13 protein-coding genes are annotated in these 19,127 nt (G+C 70.0%); 12 read left to right on the top strand and 1 reads right to left on the bottom strand.

The window, feature by feature from the left end:
• Positions 1-60 precede the first annotated feature (60 nt).
• Positions 61-2,127 carry a TonB-dependent receptor plug domain-containing protein gene (locus tag ACN469_RS32000; RefSeq protein WP_498774080.1) on the top strand — a complete coding sequence of 689 codons (2,067 nt, stop codon included), beginning with the start codon at positions 61-63 and terminating at the stop codon, positions 2,125-2,127.
• A gap of 11 nt (positions 2,128-2,138) precedes the next feature.
• On the top strand, positions 2,139-2,873 hold the full coding sequence (locus ACN469_RS32005) for a hypothetical protein (protein ID WP_498774082.1): 735 nt from the start codon (positions 2,139-2,141) through the stop codon (positions 2,871-2,873).
• Between the two features lie 18 nt (positions 2,874-2,891).
• Here ACN469_RS32005 and ACN469_RS32010 read toward each other — a convergent pair whose 3' ends face one another.
• Complete coding sequence (locus ACN469_RS32010; RefSeq protein ID WP_498774084.1) at positions 2,892-3,536, bottom strand: dioxygenase family protein; 645 nt, start codon at positions 3,534-3,536, stop codon at positions 2,892-2,894.
• Positions 3,537-3,688: 152 nt separating this feature from the next.
• Between ACN469_RS32010 and ACN469_RS32015 the strand changes: the two genes are divergently transcribed.
• From ACN469_RS32015 to ACN469_RS32060, 10 genes are all read left to right on the top strand, one after another.
• Positions 3,689-5,671, top strand: a complete 1,983-nt coding sequence (locus ACN469_RS32015) for a hypothetical protein (RefSeq protein ID WP_498774086.1) — start codon at positions 3,689-3,691, stop codon at positions 5,669-5,671.
• A gap of 520 nt (positions 5,672-6,191) precedes the next feature.
• The gene (locus tag ACN469_RS32020; RefSeq protein WP_498774088.1) at positions 6,192-6,944 is read left to right on the top strand and encodes a hypothetical protein; all 753 of its coding nucleotides are present in this window, start codon (positions 6,192-6,194) and stop codon (positions 6,942-6,944) included.
• Between the two features lie 45 nt (positions 6,945-6,989).
• Positions 6,990-8,216 (top strand): ROK family transcriptional regulator, encoded by a 1,227-nt coding sequence (locus ACN469_RS32025; RefSeq protein ID WP_498774089.1) that lies wholly within the window; start codon positions 6,990-6,992, stop codon positions 8,214-8,216.
• Positions 8,213-9,058, top strand: a complete 846-nt coding sequence (locus tag ACN469_RS32030; protein WP_498774091.1) for a glycoside hydrolase family 16 protein — start codon at positions 8,213-8,215, stop codon at positions 9,056-9,058. The genes ACN469_RS32025 and ACN469_RS32030 overlap by 4 nt, the downstream gene beginning before the upstream one ends.
• Positions 9,055-10,710 (top strand): ABC transporter substrate-binding protein, encoded by a 1,656-nt coding sequence (locus tag ACN469_RS32035; RefSeq protein ID WP_498774093.1) that lies wholly within the window; start codon positions 9,055-9,057, stop codon positions 10,708-10,710. The genes ACN469_RS32030 and ACN469_RS32035 overlap by 4 nt, the downstream gene beginning before the upstream one ends.
• A 2-nt stretch (positions 10,711-10,712) precedes the next feature.
• Positions 10,713-11,693 carry an ABC transporter permease gene (locus ACN469_RS32040; protein ID WP_498774095.1) on the top strand — a complete coding sequence of 327 codons (981 nt, stop codon included), beginning with the start codon at positions 10,713-10,715 and terminating at the stop codon, positions 11,691-11,693.
• Positions 11,686-13,455, top strand: coding sequence for a dipeptide/oligopeptide/nickel ABC transporter permease/ATP-binding protein (locus tag ACN469_RS32045; protein ID WP_498774097.1), 1,770 nt, complete (start codon positions 11,686-11,688; stop codon positions 13,453-13,455). Before ACN469_RS32040 ends, ACN469_RS32045 begins: the two co-directional genes overlap by 8 nt.
• Complete coding sequence (locus ACN469_RS32050; protein ID WP_498774099.1) at positions 13,452-14,447, top strand: ABC transporter ATP-binding protein; 996 nt, start codon at positions 13,452-13,454, stop codon at positions 14,445-14,447. Before ACN469_RS32045 ends, ACN469_RS32050 begins: the two co-directional genes overlap by 4 nt.
• Positions 14,428-15,798: a GH1 family beta-glucosidase gene (locus ACN469_RS32055; RefSeq protein ID WP_498774100.1), complete on the top strand. Its 1,371-nt coding sequence runs from the start codon at positions 14,428-14,430 to the stop codon at positions 15,796-15,798. Before ACN469_RS32050 ends, ACN469_RS32055 begins: the two co-directional genes overlap by 20 nt.
• Positions 15,795-19,127: a glycoside hydrolase 5 family protein gene (locus ACN469_RS32060; RefSeq protein ID WP_498774101.1), complete on the top strand. Its 3,333-nt coding sequence runs from the start codon at positions 15,795-15,797 to the stop codon at positions 19,125-19,127. Before ACN469_RS32055 ends, ACN469_RS32060 begins: the two co-directional genes overlap by 4 nt.

Genomic DNA, 19,127 nt, shown 5'->3' on the forward strand with positions numbered 1-19,127 from the left:
CCTTGTCGGACGCGGGCCCTGGCCGCCCACGCCCCGTCCTTGCCCTGAGGTCCACCCCCCATGCCGCTCCGCCTTCGCTGGCCACGTCCCCTGCTGCTCCCGCTGCTGCTCTGCGGCGCTCCCTCCGCCCTCGCCCAGTGGGAGCTGGAGACGTCCGAGCCTCCTTCCGAGACCGCGCCCGCGCCGACGCCCGCCGAGGCCCAGGACCTCCCGCTCGACGAGGAGTCCGACGTGCACAGCCAGGTGGCGTCGTTCGCGATTACAAAACTGCGCGACTCGCCGGCCGTGGTGACGTCGATGACGGCGGAGGAGATTCGCAACTCGGGCGCGCGGGACTTGATGGACCTGCTGCTCCAGGTGCCGGGCTTCTTCTTCGGCGTGGACACCCAGGGCGCCGTCGGCCCCGGCTTCCGCGGCCTGTGGGGCTACGAGGGCAAGGTGCTGCTCGTCGTCGACGGCAAGGAGCTCAACGAGCAGCTCTACTCGACGATGCAGCTGGGCAACGAGCTGCCCGTGGAGCTCATCGAGCGCATCGAGGTCGTGCGCGGCCCCGGCTCGGTCATCTACGGCGGCAACGCGGAGCTGGCCGTCATCAACGTCATCACCCGAGGCGTGCAGGGCAGCACGGACCTGATGGTGTCCGGCACGTACGGACAGCTGGAGAAGGTCAACGGCCGGCGGAGCCTGACGCTGTCGGGACGCAAGGTGTTCGAGTCCGCGCCTGGCCTGAGCGTCTTCGCCTCCGCGTCACTGGGCCAGGGCCAGCGCAGCGACGCCCAGTTCCAGGACTTCTTCGGCAACACCGCCGACATGGGCGGCAACACGAAGCTCGACCCGACGACGGTGCAGGCGGGCGTGGGCTACCGGGACCTCCAGCTGAGCGTGCTGTACCAGCGCTTCGCGACGTCGGCCATCGTCGCCTTCGACGAGGTGCTGGACGCGCCCTCGTCCTCCGACTTCGAGTCCTTCCACGCGGAGCTGAGCAACCGCTTCCGTCCCAGCGAGCGGGTGGAGATCATCCCCCGCTTCAACCTGACGCTCGCCGAGCCGTTCCGCGACGCGGACCAGGCCTCCGAGTTCTATTACGAGAAGCGGGTGATGCGGCTGCGCGGCCGGACGATGGCGCGCTGGGCGGCGCTGGACTTCCTGCAGCTCACCGGCGGCGTGGACGTGGCGTCGGACCAGGGCAAGCTCAAGGGCCCCGCGGACGTGGGCCTCCAGACGGCCTTTGGCGAGGACGGCACCCTCAGCGTCTCGTACCTCAACGTCGCGGGCTTCGTGGAGGCGTTCTCGGAGAACCCCTTCGTCACCGTCGTCGCGGGCGCGCGGTACGAGAACCACAGCGACTTCGGCAGCTCGTTCGTCCCCCGGCTGGTGCTGCTGCGCGGCTTTGGTCCGTTCAGCGCCAAGGCGCTCTTCAGCCGCGCGTTCCGCGCGCCGGGCATCGAGAACATCAGCCTGGGCGCGGACGTGAAGCCCGAGCGCACCACCGTGTACGAGCTGGAGGGCACGCTGCGCTTCGGTGACGGCCACGCGCTGAGCGCCAACGCCTTCGACGTGGGCGTGTCGGACCCCATCATCTACTCGTACGACGCGGTGACGAACGAAGAGGCATACCGGAACCTGGGACGGCTGGGCAGCCGGGGCATCGAGCTGGACTACCACGTCAAGGGGAGCTGGGGCCGCGCGGCGCTCAGCTACTCGTTCTATGCGCCGTCGGGCCGCAACGACGTGGCGGACTATCAGGTGCCCGGGCACTCCAACGCCTTCACCGGCATGCCCACGCACAAGGCCTCGCTGGCGGGCAGCCTGAAGGTGCAGCCGTGGCTGTCCGTGAATCCGACGGCCGTGCTCGTGGGACGGAGATTCGCGGTGGACGTGCCGGACGACGAAGGCGCCTCGGCGGTGGAGGAGCTTCCCACGCAGCTGCTGCTCAACCTCTACGTGCGCGCGGAGAACGTGGGCACGCGGGGGCTGGAGATTGGCGCGGGCGTCTACAACCTGCTCGGCACGAACTTCCGCATCGCCCAGCCGTACAACGGCGGCCACGCGCCCATGCCCGTGTTCTCCCGCGAGTTCCTCGTCAAGCTCAGCTACCTGTTCGACCCGGGCTTGAGCGAGCTGTAGAAGTCAGGACCATGAGCATGCGCGGCTTCAGAAAAGGCCCCCGGTTGATCGCCGGCGAGCCGCTGAGCGAGGAGGGCAGTCCCTACGAGACGTCCCTCGGAGGTTGGTTCCGCCAGCGCGCGTCCGGCGCCCCCGTGCTGCTCACCACGGAGCACCGGCTGGGACCACCCATGCTCCCACCGGCGCCCGGCCTCGCGATGGGAGGCCTGGTGCCACAACCTGGAGCCGCTCCGCTGGCCCAGGACGGCATCGTGGACCGCCGTGCCGAGGGGCGCTGGCTCCGCCATGTCACCACCAACACCCGGGTCGCCCAGGTGGTGGCCACGGGAGCCAGGGAGTGGAACCCCCCGGGACAGCTTGGCGCATGCATCGCCGCGCCCGTGAACCCGGAGGAGCGCGGCACGGACGAGTACCCGCCCGTGCCCTGGGTGCCCCGCGTGGCGGCGCCCCGCGTGGGCAGCACCGTGATGAAGTACTCCTACCGGGGAGGCCTGCGTCACGGCCGCATCATCTCCGTGGGCCAGAACGGCGGAAACGAAGTGCTCGTCGCGGCCACGGACGACCGGTCCTTCGAGGTGTCGGGTGAGACAGGCGCGCTCCTCATCGACCTGGAGGCCCGCGCCGCCGTCGCGATGTACGTGGGCGACGTCCATATGCGCGGCGTGAATGAACGACAGTGGGCCGTGCTGTGGAGCGCGCGACCCCTGCCGCTCCTCATGGAGGCCTTCCAGCTGGCGCCGTTCTGAGCGCCCCGCGCGCTCGCGTCAGGGGTGCCGTTCCAGGACGATGTCCCGGCTCGCGAGCCACACGCCGGCGGCCGTGCGTGACAGCTTCACGATGCCGCTTCCACCTCGCAACTCTTGCTGCGCGCGGTACCGCGGCGTCACGCCGAACTCTCCGTCGAACACGACGTCATCGACGTAGTACGGAGGTCGTCCAGGCTCGCCGAGGAACAGGTGCACGTGCGCCGGCAGGGTGTCGTTCGGATAGGGCGCGGGCTTGATGGTGTCGAACGTATAGACGCCATCCGCACCCGTCCTGGCCCACCCGCGCAACCGGCCATGACGACGGCTCCACTCGGACTCCAACGTGCCATTCGCGTACAGCCCGGCCGCGTTGGTGTGATGCGCGTAGATGACGACCTTCGCGACGGGCTCGCGTGACTCGGCGCTCAACACGCGCCCCGTCAGCGTCATCCGCGCTCCCGGCTCCTCGGCGCTGGCCAACTGGACGGTGGGCGTCAAACGCCCCGGGGCCCGCTCGGCGACTGCTTCACAGCCCTCGCAGACGTAGAGCCGCTCCCTGACGCGGGGCGCCACGGGGACAGCCTCGGCCTGGGACGCACAGGTGCAAGCCACCGCGCCCACGGCGCAGGACCCCAATCCCAGCACGACGGAACGTCGACTCAACGCGCTCATGAAGGCGGACAACAGGTGACCCGCGCCCGGATTCCTGTCCCGCCGGGCCCCGAGCGTGCGCGGATTTAACTCGGTTTAATTCACCCCGCGTCGGGCGAGCCGCGACACTTCAAATGAAAGTTTCCACCGCGAGGTCGCGCCCGATGCCCCGGATTCCGCAGAGCCAGACGCCGTCCTTCGCCCCGACGCACCATCAGGACGCCACCACCGTCCGCCCGAATCCGCCCACGCCGCCACCCCCACCTCCTCCGCCGCCCACGCCTCGCTACCAGAAGAAGGAGGACAGCGGCTTCGAGCCCGCCGACAGCCGGAAGGCCTCCGCGCGCAAGTGGGCCGCGCGGAACGGAGACGGGGCCGGCGACGCCGTGTCCAAGGCCGGAGGCGCGAAGGGCCTTTCGAGCCTGGGCGGACTGGGCCAGGGCGGACTGGTCACTCGAGGGGGTGACAGCGCCACCGTCGCGACCTCCTCGCTCGCGCAGGTCGCCCCGGGCCTGACGGGCGCGGACGCCTACGCCCGGATGCAGACGCTGTCAGCGTCGGCCACTGGCGCGCAGCAGGCCGTCGACGCGGTGGAGGTCCAGCTCACGGATGACCTCGCGCTGCTCGGCCCCACGATGACGCAGCAGGAGCGCGACGCGTACATCACCGCCTACCGCGAGAGCAACGCCTCCACCTATGCCGCGCGCGACGCGGCCGTGGCCGACTTCGCCACGCACCTGGAGACGGAGGGCGACGCCATCAAGGGCTACCTGGACGCCCACTACCAGGGCTCGCCCTACACGACGCCCTCGGCGGCCATCCCGCTGTTCGAGGGACTGGCCCTGGTGGCCAACTCCCCGCGAGCCGGCGCCGCCGTGGACTTCCTGGCCGAGGGAGGCGCGCTGCTGTCGAGCGTGGCCGCGGGCGCCGGTCATGACCTGGAGCGCGACGTCTATGGCCCGGCGCTCAACGCCACCATGGCGGACGCCATGGCCCTGGGCCAGTCGCCCGAGCAGGCCGTGGCCGCGAGTCGGGCGCTCATCGAGCGGATGCCTCCCGGGGTGCGGACGAGCATCCTCGGAAGCGACCCCACCGCGACGCTGGACACGCTGTCGCGGGCCGTCACCGGCGATGTCGCCGCCCTCACCGCCCTGTCGACCCACGCGGCGGCGCAGGGGACCCAGGGCGCCTCCGCGCTGTTCTCCTCCGCGCTGTCGGTCGCGATGCTCACGCGGCCGGAGGTCCTCGCCGAGCCGAACGTCCTCAAGAGCATCGCCGCCCCCATGAGCAGGGTGGGCATGGGCGCCGCAGCCATCAGCGGGAGCCTCACCACCGTCGCGTCGGTGCTCCAGCGCGTCACCGCCACTGTCGCTGGACGCTTCCCGTCGACGGCGGGCGCCGCGGCGCATGCGGCCGACTTCGCGGCGGAGGCCCCCGCGCTCGCCAGGCTCATCGGGAAGTCGGGCAACATCCTGGGGGCGCTGACGGCGAGCATCAACACGCTGGAGCTCCTGTCGCGCGAGGAGAAGAACAACGGCACCTATCTCCAGGTGGGCGTGCAGGCGGCGACCATCGCCGCGGGAGCGCTGTCCTTCTGCGGCGTCCTCACCGGCGGCACGGGCATCGCGGTCTCCGTCGGCCTCTTCATCCTCAATGAGATTGGCAAGGCGTGGGAGCAGGGCATCCACGACGACCAGGTGCGCGAGGCCGTCATCCGCCGGGCCACCGAGCTGGGCGTGCCCGACGCGGCGGCCCGGGTGAACCTCGTCATGGACCATCCCAACCAGGTCAGGGATTTGGCGACGCTCGGCATCGACTACCCGGGCATGCGGGAGTTCATCGCCCAGGGCATCACCGACACCAGCAGCCTGGTGAAGCTGGCCGGCGCCTTCGAGCTGGATGCGACGCAAGTCGACCAGATGCTGGGGCTCTTCGCCCCCCGAGGCGCGCTGACGGCGTCGGACACCGACCTCCGATACTTCATGGGCTACTTCGAGCAGGCCCGCGCGGCACTCCCCCAGGGTACCCCCGAGCAGCTCGCCACCTGGATGACGCAGAACCCGCCGCCGCCGCCCTACGGTGGCGCCTACTACGACTTCACCCTCTCCATGACGCGACTGCTCACCACGAGCGCCGCGCCCCGCTGAGGCCTTCCTCTTCTCGTTGGATGAAACTTCTCAAGGCGAGGGCCCCACGCTATGGTGGCCCTCGCCGTCGTCATTCCGCTCTGAGCCGGACGTGAGCAGCACCCCGTCCAGTGCCCTTCCAGGATGACCCGACACTCCCCGCCCCCAACTTAGTTCGCCGTCCGAACAAAGTTTCCGGCGCACCTCCAGCCCCCTTCAACCGCTCGCGCGCGCCTATCCCTCTCACGCGCCATCGCCGCGTCGCGTCAGGCATTGAGCTGGAACACGCCTGACACCGTGTCTTGCAATCCAACCAACGTCGCTGGTACTTTCTTCGTCACTCGAACAAATGAAGCACGGGTTCGTGACGGAGTGACGGTGGGCCCCGGGGGTTTAGGCGGATGGGCACGGCGTGAGTCACCTCACTCTCCTCTGAAGCAAAGCGCTTTCATGACGCATCGCACCACGCGAGCGCGGGCTCGCTGCGTCGACTGGTTTCTTCGCAGTGCGAACGAAGTTTTCCAGCAGGGAGGGGAAGCCCATGCAACACAAGCGTTTCGCCTGGACGTGTGCCGCGGCGGGGATGCTCGCCACGATGAGTCTGCTTGGAGCGTGTGATCCGGAGGACGACGACAATCCGCCGGACACGCAGACCGACGCGGGGACGAAGCCCGACTCGGGCACGCCTGACTCGGGGCCCGTGGACTCCGGGACTCCCGACTCGGGCACGCCTGACTCGGGGCCGGTGGACTCCGGAACCCCCGACGCGGGCCCCCCCGACTCCGGAACTCCCGACGCGGGCCCCACCATCGCGCTGCCCCTGACGGTGGATGGCCACTGGGCCCCCAGCGGCTACATGGGTGACGGCGAGCAGGGCACCATCGTCTCCGCCCCTGAGTGCGCCGCGACGCGGCCGGGCACGGGCAAGGGCGACTGCCACAAGTTCACCTACACGGCGGGCACCAACGGCTGGGGCGGGGTGTGGTGGCAGTACCCCGAGAGCAACTGGGGTGACCTGCCGGGCTTCGAGGTCCCCGAGGGGGCTTCCGTCCTGTCCTTCTATGCGTGGGGCGCCCAGGGAGGCGAGGTCGTCAAGTTCCTGGTGGGGCTGAACACCAAGGCCGACGGCTTCACCCTCGATACCGGAGACCAGACGCTCACGGCGGAGCCAAAGGAGTACACAATCGACGTCAGCCGCGTCCGATACCGGAAGGTGGTGGGTGGCTTCGGCTGGGTCGCGGGGAGCAAGCCTTCCCCGGTCGTCATCTACATCGACGACATCCAGTGGAGATGACACCCACCGCGCCTTCCGCGCGGCGGAATGGAGCGTAAGGGGACGATGAAAGTGGGAACGGCGGCACTGACGGTCGACGCGGCGGGCATGCGGGCGCAGAACAGCAGCCTGTTGCTCAACATGATCTGGCGCGAGCGCCAGATTTCCCGGGCGGAGATTGCCCGGAGGACGGAGCTGAGCCCGTCCACCGTGTCGGCCATCGTCGCGGACTTGGAGCACTCGGGGCTGGTGCGCAGCATCGGCGCTGGCGTCTCCCGAGGCGGTCGCCGCCCCACCCTCATCGGCTTTCGCGACGACGCCTTCAGCATCCTCGGCGTGGAGATGGGCGCCACCCACGTCACCGTGGTGCTCACCGACTTGAGAGGTCGCGTGCGCACCCACCGCACGGCCTCACAGCAAGTTCGCAATGACCCGGAGGGCACGCTGAAGACGGTGCGGACATTGGTGCAGGAGTGCCTGGACGCCGAGCGCGTGCCCCGGCGCTCCGTGGTGGGCCTGGGCGTGGCCGCGCCCAGCCCCGTGCACCCGTCCGCGCCCGGGAAGATGTCTCCGCTCATCCTGCCCGCGTGGCGCGGCTACGACGTGCGCGAGGCGCTGAGCACGACGTTCGACCTGCCGGTGTTCGTGGACAACGACGCGAACCTCGGCGCGCTGTCGGAGTGCTACTGGGGCGCGGGCATCGGCGGCGAGGACCTGACGTACATCAAGCTGGCCACGGGCATCGGCTCCGGCCACATCATCCACGGCGACGTGTACCGCGGCGCCGGAGGCACGGCCGGAGAGATTGGCCACATCGCCGTCGACTCGGCGGGCCCGCCGTGCCTGTGCGGCCTGCGCGGCTGCCTCGTCACGCTCATCGGCTCCGGGGCGCTGGTGGAGCGCGCGCGGGAGCTGATGGGCACCAAGGGCCGCAAGGCGCCCACGGTGCGAGAGATTGTCGAAGGCGCGCGCGCGGGAGACCCGGCGGCGCGACAGATCATCGACGGGCTGGGCCAGTACCTGGGCGTCGCCGTCGCGGGCCTGCTCAACCTGCTCAACCCCGCCATCGTGGTGCTCGGCGGCGAAATCTCCTCGGTGGGAGACCTCTTGTTGGACCCGTTGCGGGCGTCGGTGCGCAAGCGCGCGCTGTCCACGTCCATGGCGGAGACGCGCATCGTCACCTCCGCGCTGGGCGACAAGTCCATCGCGGTGGGCGCAGCCACACTCGTGCTCCAGGCGGCCCTTCGGGACCGCACGTTATTCCCCCTCCAACACGTCGGAAAATCCGCATGACGCCCAGCCGACTCCTTCCGTGGTTCGCGCTCCTGGGAAGCCTGGCCTGTGACCCGGCCCGCTCAGGACGCATGGACCCGCCTCCCACCACTCAACAGCCCGAGCGTCAGGATTGGCGTCTGGTGTGGCAGGACGAGTTCGACGGACCGGCGGGGGCGCGGCCCTCCGCGGACCGGTGGAGCGCGGACGTCGGAGGAGACGGCTGGGGCAACGGCCAGTACGAGCACAACACCGCGCGGCCGGAGAACGCGTCGCTGGACGGCGAAGGCCGGCTGATCATCACCGCGCGGCGCGAGCGCTATCAGGGCAACGACTACACCTCCGCGCGCCTCACCACGCGCGGCAAGTTCGAGCGGACCTACGGACGCTTCGAGGCGCGCATCCAACTCCCCACGGGCAAGGGCATCTGGCCGGCCTTCTGGATGCTGGGCGCGAACTTCGGCCAGGTGGGTTGGCCCACCTGCGGCGAAATCGACATCATGGAGCACCGGGGCCAGCTGCCCGCCATCGTCCGAGGCTCACTACATGGGCCGGGCTACTCCGGCGGCGAGAACGTGGGCGAGGAGCATGTCGTCGCCGGCGGCAAGATCTACGAGGACTTCCACCTCTTCGCGGTGGAGTGGGACCCGGACCGCATCCGCTGGTTCGTGGATGACATCGCCTTCATGGAAGTGACGCCCCGGGACTTGCCGGGCAACGCCCGCTGGGTGTTCGACCATCCGCACTTCCTCATCCTGAACGTCGCGGTGGGTGGCGGCTTCGTGGGACCTGTGGACGGCACCACGCAGTTCCCTCAGCAGATGCGAGTGGACTACGTGCGCGCCTACACGAGGGTGGAATGAGGCCCGCGGGCCTCGCCGCCTCCGCCCTCCTCCTGCTCCTGTGCGCGGCGTGCTCGAACGAGCCCCGTCCGCGTCCGCCGGGGACCCTCTTCGTCTCCGTGGAGCAGCACAGCGCGTGGGTGCGAAACTTCAACCCGCTCTTCCCGGGCGCGGGCTCCCGCTGGCCCACGCGCGCGGGCATCTACGAGTGCCTGGAGCTGTACACACCGTCGAAGGGTGACTACCAGCCATGGCTGGCCACCGGCCACGCGTGGTCCGAGGACCGCCGCACCCTTCGCTTCACGCTGCGCGAGGGCGTGCGCTGGTCCGACGGAAAGGCCTTCACCGCCGAGGACGTGGCCTACACCTTCCAACTGCTGCGCAAGCACGCGGCCCTGGACGCGGGCGGCGTGTGGCGCTTCCTCTCGGACGTGCGCGCCGAAGGGCCGCACACCGTCGCCTTCCAGTTCTCCCGCACCTTCATCCCGGGCCTCGGGGACCTGGCCGCGCAGCCCATCGTCCCGCGCCACATCTGGGAGCTCGTCGCCGACCCGGTGACGTTCACCAACCCGAGCCCGGTGGCCACCGGGCCCTTCACGCAAGTCAGTGTCTTCCGCAATCAGGTGTACGAGCTGAGCCGCAACCCATACTACTGGCAGCCGGGCAAGCCCGCCGTCCGGGCGCTGCGCTTCCTGGCCTTCCCCACCAATGACCAGGCGAACCTGGCGCTGGTGGAGGGCGAGGTGGACTGGGCGGGCAACTTCGTCCCCGCGGTGGACCGCACCTTCGTCGCCAAGGACCCGAAGCACCACGCGCGCTGGTTCCCCCTCTTCGGCAGCACCGTCTTCCTCTACCCCAACACCACCCGGCCGCCGCTGAACGACGTGCGCGTGCGCAAGGCGCTGAGCATGGCGCTGGACCGCGAGCGGCTGGTCGAAATCGCCATGTATGGCTACACGCGGCCGGCGGACGCCACGGGCCTCAATGACGCGTACACGGGCTGGCGGGACGCGGACGTCGCGGACGACGCGTGGGTGCGCCACGACGCGAAGGAGGCCGCGCGGCTGCTGGACGAGGCGGGCCTGGCCCTGGGCCCCGACGGGCTGCGACGCCAGCCGGACGGCACGCCGCTGACGCTGGACATCGAGGTGGTGGGCGGCTGGTCGGACTGGGTGCGCGCGGGGCAGGTGGTCGCGCGTGACTTGCGCAAGCTGGGCCTCCAGGCGCACCTGCGCACGTACGAGTTCGGCGCGTGGCAGGCGCGGCTCCAGAAGGGGGAGTTCCAGCTGGCCATCTCCTGGTCGCTGGACGGGCCCACGCCGTACACCTTCTACAAGTGGATGCTGTCGTCCGCGACGGTGCGCCCGGTGGGCGAGGTCGCCGCCGCCAACTGGCAGCGCTACGGCGACAAGGAGACGGACGCGCTCCTGGAGCGCTTCGAGGTCACCGACTCGCGCGAGGAGCAGCAGGCGCTGATGGCGCAGGTGCAGCGTCGCTTCTCCGAGACCGCGCCGGCCATCCCCCTGTTCCCGAACCCGTCCTGGGGCGAGTCCAACTCCAAGCGCTTCACGGGCTTCCCCAACGAGGCGAACCCCTACGCCCGGCTGTCGCCCCACGCCGAGCCCGACAGCCTGTTGGTGCTGACGGCGCTCACTCCGAGAGAGGCGCCCTGACCATGCGCTACGTGCTCCGCAGGCTCGGCTTCTACCTGCTCGCGGCGTGGGCCTCGTTGACGATGAACTTCGTCATCCCGAGGCTCGCGCCCGGAGACCCGGCCACGGCGATGTTCGCCCGCTTCGAGGGCCGCATCTCCCCCGAGGCGCTCGTCGCTTTGAAGACGGCCTTCGGCTTCACGGATGCGCCGTTGCACCTCCAGTACTTCACGTACCTGAAGCACCTGCTCACGGGCGATTTGGGCCTGTCGTACGCGTACTACCCGTCGCCCGTGTCGGAGGTCATCGGCACGGGCCTGTTGTGGACGCTGGGGCTGGCCGGGTGCGCGGTCATCATCAGCTTCGCGGTGGGGACGATGCTGGGCGTGCTGGCCGCGTGGAACCGGGGCGGCTGGCTGGACTCCGCGCTGGCGCCCGCGCTCGCCTTCCTGGGGGCCTTTCCCTACTTCTGGCTGGCCATGCTGGCGCTGTACCTCTTCGGCTTCGGGCTGGGCTGGTTCCCGCTGCGCCACGCGTACTCGCACGACGTGGAGCCCGGGGCGACGCTCACGTTCATCGCGGACGTGGGACGGCACGCGGTGCTGCCGGCGACTTCCATCGTCGTGGCCACGCTCGGCGGGTGGATGCTGAGCATGCGCAACACCATGGTGGCCGTGCTGGGCACGGACACGCTGCGGCTGGCGCACGCCAAGGGCCTGCCGCCGCGCCAGGTGATGCTGCGCTATGCGGCGCGCAACGCGCTTCTACCTAACGTCACGGGCTTCGGCATGGCGCTGGGCTTCGTGCTGAGCGGCTCGCTGCTGACGGAAATCGTCTTCTCGTATCCGGGCACCGGCTACCTGCTCATCCTCGCGGTGCGCAACCAGGACTACCCGCTGATGCAGGGGCTCTTCCTGGTCATCACGCTGGCGGTGCTCGCCGCGAACTTCGCCGTGGACCTGCTCTGCCTCTGGCTGGACCCGAGGACCCGCGCCCATGCGTGAGACCCTTCGACGCCTGCTCCGCCAGCGCAAGGCGGCGGTGGGAGGCGCCATCCTCCTGGGCTTCCTCGTGCTCGCGCTGGTGGGCCCGTGGCTGGTGATGGACCCCACGGAGCTGGTGGGCCAGCCGCACCAGCCGCCCTCGAGTGCCCACTGGTTCGGCACCACGGGCCAGGGACAGGACGTGCTCGCGCAGACGGTGGTGGGCGCGCGCGAGACGCTGGCCATCGGCTTCGCGGTGGGCGCGCTCGTCACGCTGGTGGGCGCGCTGGTGGGCATCACCGCCGGCTACCTGGGGCGCCGCGTGGATGACGCGCTGACGCTCACCACCAACATCTTCCTGGTCATCCCCGGCCTGCCGCTGGCCATCGTCCTGGGCGCGTACCTGCCGTCCGGTCCGTTCCGCATGGTGGTGGTGCTCACCTTCGCGGGCTGGGCCTGGAACGCGCGCGTCTTCCGCGCGGAGGCGCTGGCGCTGCGAGGCCGGGACTTCGTCGCGGCGGCCGTCGTCGCCGGAGAGAGCCACGCGCGCATCGTCACCCGCGAGCTCTTGCCGAACATGGCGTCGCTGGTGGCCTCGTCGTTCATCGGCAACACGCTGTACGCCGTGGGCGCGCAGGTGGGCCTGGAGTTCCTCGGCCTGGGCGACGTGGGCTCGGTGACGTGGGGCACCAACCTCTACTGGGCCGGCAACGACGCGGCGCTCCTGACGCGCTCCTGGTGGATCTTCGTCCCCACGGGCATGTGCATCGCGCTGGTGGGCTTCTCGCTCACGCTGCTCAGCTCCGCCATCGACGAGCTGACCAACCCCTCGCTGCGCGCTCCTCCGAAGGCGCCCAAGACCGCGGCGGTGCGCGCCGTCGCCACGCCCGCACAGGAAGCCGCCACGCCCGGCGCGCTGTTGAGCGTGCGCGAGCTGAGCATCGAGTACATGACGCAGGCGGGCCCCTCCCGCGTGGTGGACCAGGTGTCCCTGGACATCGCTCCGGGCGAGGTGTTCGGCCTGGCGGGCGAGTCCGGCAGCGGCAAGTCCACGCTGGGCTACGCGCTGTTGCGCCTGTTGCCCTCTTCAGCGGCCATCACCCAGGGAAGCATCCACTTCGACGGAACGGACGTCACCGCGTTGTCGCCGGAGGCGCTGCGCGCCTTCAGGTGGAGCCGTGTGTCCATGGTGTTCCAGAGCGCGATGAGCGCGCTCAACCCGGTGCTCACGCTGGGCGAGCAGTTCCACGACACGCTCGCCGCCCACGGTGGAGCCTCACGCGCGTCCTCGTACGCGCGGGGCCGCGAGCTGCTGACGATGGTGGGCCTGAAGCCCGAGCTGGTGAACGCCTGGCCCCACCAGCTCTCCGGAGGCATGCGCCAGCGCGTGGGCATCGCCCTGGCCCTGGCCCTGGAGCCCCGGCTGGTGGTGATGGACGAGCCCACCACCGCGCTCGACGTGGTGGTGCAGAAGGAGCTGCTCCAGCGCGTGCTGGAGCTGAAGGCGCGGCTGGGCTTCGCCGTCCTCTTCATCACCCATGACCTGCCGCTGCTGCTCGCGCTGTCGGACCGCGTGGGCATCCTCCAGGCCGGCAAGCTGGTGGAGGTGGACACCGCGCAGCGGCTGCGCACGGACGCCCGTCACCCGTACACGCGCCTGTTGCTGTCGTCCTTCCCGCACCTGGGCGCCACCGACACGCAGGCGCCCACGCCCGACGTGCTGGAGCAGGCCGCCAGCGCGCTGAAGTCCCCGCTCGCCGCACTGCCCGGAGGTCGTCGATGAGCCCTCCCCTGCTGGAAGCCGCGCGGCTGAACCGGAGCTTCCCCGTGGGAGGCTTCCTGTCCCACGCGCGCCGCAAGGTGCTGACGGACGTGTCCTTCTCGCTGGAGCGCGGAGAAATCCTCGCGCTCGTCGGTGAGTCCGGCAGCGGCAAGTCCACGCTGGCCCGCCTCCTGGCGCGGCTGGACACGCCGGACTCGGGCGACATCCTCCTCAGCGGAGAGAACGTGCTCGCCCACGAGGGCGGCGCCGCGTCGCTGGCCTACCGGGGCCGCGTGCAGATGGTGTTCCAGGACCCGTTCGCCTCGCTCAACCCGGTGCACACGGTGGCCTACCACCTGGAGCGCTCGCTGGTGCGCCACGGGCGCGCGCGCGGCGTGGAGCTGACGCGGCGGGTGCATGCGCTGCTGGAGTCGGTGGGCCTGACGCCCGCGGAGCAGCTGGCGAAGCGCTATCCGCACGAGCTGTCTGGCGGCCAGCGTCAGCGCGTGGCCGTGGCTCGGGCGCTGGCGGTGGAGCCCGACGTCATCATCGCGGACGAGCCCACCTCCATGCTGGACGTGTCCACGCGGCGGGGTGTGCTCCAGCTGCTCAAGGGCCTGACGCGCGAGCGCGGCATCGGCATCCTCTTCATCACCCATGATTTGGCGAGCGCCCGTCACCTGGCGGACCGCGTGCTGGTGCTCTACGCGGGCTCCGTCGTGGAGACGGGCCGCACCAGCGACGTGCTCCAGGCGCCGCGTCACCCGTACACGCGGCTGCTGTTGTCCGCGGTGCCGGATGGCGCGGACTTCCTGCGCACGCCCCTTCCCGCGCGGGTGGCGACCACGCCCGCGCCCCCCCTGGGGTGTGCCTTCGCGCCCCGCTGTCCTCACGCCGACGTGCGGTGCCACGAGGCGCTTCCTCCCTTTCACCTTCCGGCCGCGGAGCACCACGTCCGCTGCCATCTCGAGTCCTCGAAAGGAGTCCCTGACGATGCGGCAGTTTCCTCATGACTTCGTGTGGGGTGTGGCCACCTCCTCGTACCAGATTGAAGGAGCCACCGACGCCGACGGGCGCGGTGAGTCCATCTGGGACCGGTTCGCCGCCACGCCCGGTAAAATCGCCGACGGAACCAACGGCAACGTCGCCTGCGACCACTACAACCGCTGGCGCGAGGACGTGGAGCTGATGCGCTGGATGGGGTTGAAGTCGTATCGCTTCTCCATCGCCTGGCCGCGCGTGCTCCCTGTCGGACGCGGCAAGGTGAACACCGCTGGACTCGACTTCTACTCGCGGCTGGTCGACGGACTGCTGGAGGCGGGAATCGACCCCGCCGTCACGCTGTACCACTGGGACTTGCCGCAGGCGCTCCAGGACAAGGGCGGCTGGGCCTCGCGCGACACGGTGAGCGCGTTCGTCGAGTACGCGGACGCGGTGAGCCAGAAGCTCGGGGACCGGGTGTCGCGGTGGATTACGCACAACGAGCCCTGGTGCATCAGCGTGCTGGGGTACGCCAACGGCGAGCATGCGCCCGGCATCAAGGACTGGGGCCAGGCGCTGGCCACGGCCCACCACGTGCTGCTGTCGCACGGTCAGGCCGTCCCCGTCATCCGCTCCAACGTGCCCAAGGCGGAGGTCGGCATCACCCTCAACCTGGTGCCCGCGGAGCCCGCGTCGCCCAGCAAGGAGGACCACGACGCGTGCCGCTCCTTCGACGGTGGCTTCAACCGCTGGTACCTGGACCCGCTCTACGGCAAGGGCTACCCGCGCGACGTGATTGACGACCATGTCGCCGAGGGGCGACTCAAGTCGGACACGCTGCCCTTCGTGCGCCAGGGTGACCTGACGGACATCGCCGTCCCCCTCGATTTCCTGGGGGTCAACTACTACAACCGCGGCGTCATCCGCAGCGACCGCATCCCCGAGGCGCAGAACGCGCCTCGCACCGTCCACGTCAGCTCCGAGAAGACGGAGATGGACTGGGAGGTGTCGCCCCACGGGCTCACGCAGCTGCTGGTGCGGCTGCACCAGGACTACAAGCCGGGCGACCTCTACGTCACGGAGAACGGGGCCGCCTACGGCACCACGCCGGACGCGGATGGCCGCGTGAGGGACGCCAAGCGCGTGCACTACCTGCGCTCGCACCTGGAGGCCTCGCTGGAGGCCATCAATCAGGGCGTGCCGCTCAAGGGCTACTTCGCGTGGTCGCTGCTGGACAACTTCGAGTGGGCCTACGGCTATCAGAAGCGCTTCGGCATGGTGTACGTGGACTACGCCACGCAGAAGCGCATCGCCAAGGACAGCGCGCACCTGTACCGCGCCGTGGTGGCCCAGAACGGGCTGGATGTGGAGCTGGCCGCGTGAGAACCCTGCTCCTCGCACCCCTCCTCGCGGTGGCGCTGTATCAGGCCCCCGTCCATGCCGGGCAGGACGCGCAGCCCGTCCAGCCCGGCGGGGCCCAACCTCAAACGGCGCCGGTGGAGTCGACGCCGCCGGCCGCCTCTCCCCCGGGTGGCGCGCCTCCCGCCGCCACCACGACGACGCCCTCGGGTCCTCCGAGCCCGACGCCGTCTCCCGCGCCCCAGCCCCTCACCCTGCAGCCCGTGGACGTGAGCGCGGGCGCGGAGCAGGCCACCGTCGTCAAGATTCAGCATGACGAGCGTGGTTTCAAGCTGAAGGTGGACGGCCGCGACTTCCTGCTGCGCGGCATGAACTGGGGCTACACGCCCATTGGAGAGAACTACCGCTACTCGCTCTGGAACCAGCCCGACGACTTCGTGCGCGCGGTGCTGGCGCGGGAGATGACGCTGCTGCGCGACATGGGCGTCAACTCCATCCGCCAGTTCGACGACATCCCCCCGCGCTGGGTGGAGTTCATCTTCAAGAACTACGGCATCACCACCGTGGTGAACCCGCTGATGGGCCGCTACGGCGCCACCGTCAACGGCGCCTTCGTGCCGAACATCGACTACTCCAACGCCACGCACCGCAAGGCGCTGCTGGAGGAGCTGGCGAAGAAGGTGGAGGTGTACCGGGGCGTTCCGGGCGTGCTGATGTGGCTGCTCGGCAACGAGAACAACTACGGCCTGCACTGGACCAGCTACGAAATCGAGGCGCTGCCGGGCCAGGAGGACGCCGCGCGCGCGGAGCACCTCTACACGCTGATGGGCGAGGCGGCGCGGACCATCAAGGCCCGTGACGTCAACCACCCGGTGGCCCTGGCCAACGGCGACCTCCAGTACATCGACCTGGTCGCCAAGCACGCCATGGACATCGACATCTTCGGCGCCAACGTCTACCGGGGCCCCAGCGTCCGGGACTTGTTCGACGAGGTGCTGCGCAAGGTGGACAAGCCGGTGCTCTTCTCGGAGTTCGGCGCGGACGCCTTCAACGCGCGGGACGGCCGTGAGGACCACCTGTCCCAGGCCGAGTACCTGCGCCAGCAGTGGGAGGAAATCTACACGCAGACGTACGGCCAGGGCCGCGTGGGCAACGCGCTGGGCGGCTTCGTGTTCCAGTGGGTGGATGGCTGGTGGAAGATGGGCCAGGAGGCCAACCTCTCCCTGCACGACACGACGGCGTCGTGGCCCAACGGCGGCTACGCGGCGGACTTCGTGCCCGGCCAGAACAACATGAACGAGGAGTGGTTCGGCATCTGCGCGCTGGGCCAGCCGGACGACGCGGGCATCTCCCGCATCCAACCGCGCACGGCCTACTACATGTTGCAGGCGGCCTTCCGCCTGGACCCGTACGCGGCGGACACGGACCTGGACCGCATCCACGCGCACTTCTCCGCCCTGCGTCCCTCCGACATGTCGAAGAGCTACGAGTCCTCCATCGCTCTGGCGAAGACGGAGGAGCTCAGCATGGTGCGCGTGTCCAACCTGCGCCTGGTCATGGACAGCTCGCTGTCACGCGGGAGCATCGCGACGACTCGGCCCAACCTGACGACGGCGGACCACACGGAGTCCATCTTCTTCGACCTGGCGGTCCAGCCGGCGACGGGTGTGTACGGCCGCGCGTCGTTCAACGTGGTGGGCAACGTGGCCACCAACCGCCTCAACAACCTCTTCTACGAGAACCGGGGCACCACGCCGACGCCGACGACTCCGACGACGGGCTCGCCGACACCGGGCGTGTCCCAGCCGGGCGTGTCGGGCTTCGACCGCTTCGCGCTGTACCAGGCGGAGTTCAAGCTGGACCGCGCGGACTTCGCGCTGGAGGGCTACTACCGCGTCGGCCACTACCACTGGGGCGAGGAGGGCGACTTCTTCGGCCTGTACCGCGAGGCCAACTACGGGCCGAACATCGACATCTACCACGGCAACGCGCCCTTCGGCGTGGTGCTCAGCGGCAAGCGCTCCTTCGAGGGCTTCAAGCTGGCGGTGGGTCCGGAGCTGTACTGGGGCGCCAACCCGTCCATCGTCGCCAAGTACCGCAAGGGCTTCGGGGACATGGCGCTGACGCTGGTGCACCAGGAGGACATCGCCCGGGGTGCCACGCAGCAGACGGCCTCCGTCATCCGCGAGCGCGTGGCGCGTCGCACGGCGCTGACCTTCGAGTGGAACAAGGGTCCGCTGGCGCTCGACATCGGCGGCATCCTGGCCGCGCCCCAGCGTATTGGTGAAGAGTTCACCTGGACGCGCGAGTCGAAGGGCGGCGCCAGCTACATGGGCACGGGCCAGGAGGTGCTGCGCGACGAGGTGCAGTTCCTCGACACGCTCGGCGCGAAGGCGCGGGCCACGTATGACCTGGGCGGCGTGCGGCTGTACGCCCAGGGCTCGTTCCGCGGGCTGGTGGCTGACGGCGGTCCCGAGCCGAGCATCGTCCTGACGGGCTGGAGCCTGCGGGAGAGCGGACGCGGCAACCACTTCGGCGCGCAGGCGGGCGCGGCCTTCCAGCTGGGCACCATCGAGGTGGCTCCGAACGTGCTGTACCAGAAGCCGCTCATCGGACCGAACCCGAACATCCCCGACACGTTCGACCAGGACTCGGGCACGTACTTCCCGGCGGTGCGCGCGCGCAACGTGTTGCAGGACGCGTTCACCGTCCTCGACAACCGCGAGACGCTGGGCGCGGAGCTGCTCATCACCTTCGACCCGACGCCGGGGACGTGGTTCTGGGCGTGGGACCGGGAGATGCGCGAGGACGCTCCGTTCGCCGCGGGCCTGGACCTGGTGTACCGCCGACAGCCGACGTCACGGGATGCGAGCATCGCCATCCTCGCGGACGGCAGCGCGGTGGCCTTCGCCGGGGCGCCGCCGGCGCGCGACGAGTGGGAGACGACGCTGCGCATGGTGGGCAACCCCTCGCAGCGGCTGAAGCTGTACGGCACGGCCTTCGTGGGCAGCGTGCAGTCCGGAGGCGAGGACGCGCGGCAGGTGCGCCGCTTCGGCCTGGACGCCAACGTGCTGTACGACACGCTGCTGCTGGCCACGCAGCTGCGGTTCAACGACTGGGGTCCGTACGACTACCACCGCGTGTTCAACCTCACGTATCCGGTGCAGTTCGGAGGCGACGTGTCCTACGGGCTGAAGCGGCCGGTGCTGGGCGCGGTGTCCACGCGCTTCGGTCTGCGAGGGTTGGTGCGCATGCTGGACGAGTACTCGGAGGGCATGAGCACGATGGCCATCGCCGAGGGACTCAAGGGCCGCGAATACGAGGTGGGTGCGTATGCAATCCTTTCGCTCTGA

It is taken from the genome of Corallococcus terminator, from assembly GCF_049194865.1.
GTDB classification, from domain to species: Bacteria; Myxococcota; Myxococcia; order Myxococcales; family Myxococcaceae; genus Myxococcus; species Myxococcus terminator_A.